Source organism: Bacillus cereus group sp. BfR-BA-01355, assembly GCF_022663675.1.
Classification (GTDB): domain Bacteria; phylum Bacillota; class Bacilli; order Bacillales; family Bacillaceae_G; genus Bacillus_A; species Bacillus_A thuringiensis_S.
On record NZ_JAKUFY010000252.1, the window covers coordinates 1 to 1,511 of the forward strand.

The window sequence follows — 1,511 nt, forward strand, 5'->3', positions numbered from 1 at the left end:
CCAGAAGGTTATAAGGCGTTAGAAGTAACAGTAGAAGTAAACGTTGTAGCGAACGAAGTAGTAAAACAAGAAGTTACGAATGAAAAAGTAACAGGTCAATTTGAAATCGTGAAAGTAGATGCGAATGATAAAACGAAATTGTTATCAGGTGCAGAATTCGAAGTGTATAAAGATGGTAAAAAGGTAGCAGAACTAAAAACAGATGAGAGTGGAAAAGTGATGTCACCGAAATTACCGCTAGGTGAATACACAGTGAAAGAAACGAAAGCACCAGCGGGCTACAAGCTTTCAAATAAAGAATGGAAAGTAACAATTCAAAACGAGAAAGAAGTAGTAAAAGTAGAGGCAGAAAACGAAAAAATCTTAGGTTCTCTACAAATTATTAAAATGGATGATAAAGATCAAACGAAACGCTTAGCAGGCGCAAAATTTACATTGAAAGATGCGAAAGGAAATGTTGTAAAAGAAGGAATTACAACAGATAAGTCTGGAACGGTTAAAGTAGACGGACTTGTGCCAGGTGAATATACGTTAGAAGAAACAAAAGCACCAGAAGGTTATGAGTTAACAAAACAAATAATTCATGTAACAGTTGACGGTGAAAAAGTTGTTGATGTAAAAGTAACGAACAGTAAGAGCCTTGGTCAATTCGAAATTGTAAAAGTAGATGCGGAAGATAAAACGAAAGTATTATCAGATGCAGAATTCGAAGTGTATAAAGATGGTAAAAAAGTAGATACGTTACGAACAGATAAAACTGGTAAAGTAGTTTCACAGAAATTAGAGCCAGGAAAGTACACATTAAAAGAAACGAAAGCACCACAAGGATATAAATTGTTAAAAGAAGAAATTGAAGTCGTTGTGGAAGCAAACAAAGTAGTAGAAGTACAAGTAGAAAACGCAAAAGAACTAGGAAGCTTACAAGTAATCAAAAAGGATTCGGAGAGTGGAAAAGTTCTAGCAGGTGCAGAATTTAAATTAAAGAACGAAGCTGGTCAAGTAGTTGGAGAAGCGAAAACAACGAATAAAGACGGCGTTGTGAAATTCGAAAGCTTAGTGCCAGGAAAGTATACGTTAGAAGAAACGAAAGCACCAGAAGGTTATAAGGCGTTAGAAGTAACAGTAGAAGTAAACGTTGTAGCAAATGAAGTAGTAAAACAAGAAGTTATGAATGAAAAAGTGAAAGAAGAAATTACAGGTCAATTAGAAATTACAAAGGTAGATGCCAATAATACAAATAAAACTTTAGCAGGCGCAGTGTTTGAAATTTGGAAAGACGGAACAAAAATCGACACATTAACAACAAACAAGAGCGGTAAAGCGACTTCTAAGAAGTTAGAACCAGGAGATTACACTTTAAAAGAAATCCAAGCGCCAGAAGGATATACTTTATCCGATAAGGAAATGAAATTTACGATTTCTAATGAAAAAATTGAAGTTGTAAAGCTTCAAATTACAAATAAAAAAGATACAGAAAAAGGTCCGGAAAAACCAGGTGAAGGAACAGAAAA

The 1,511-nt window shown here is 34.6% G+C and carries 1 protein-coding gene; it reads left to right on the forward strand.

All coding sequences use genetic code 11. From position 1 onward, the window contains the following. On the forward strand, window positions 1-1,511 hold a 1,511-nt coding region (locus tag MR167_RS31380), incomplete at both ends, for an MSCRAMM family protein (RefSeq protein ID WP_255787503.1).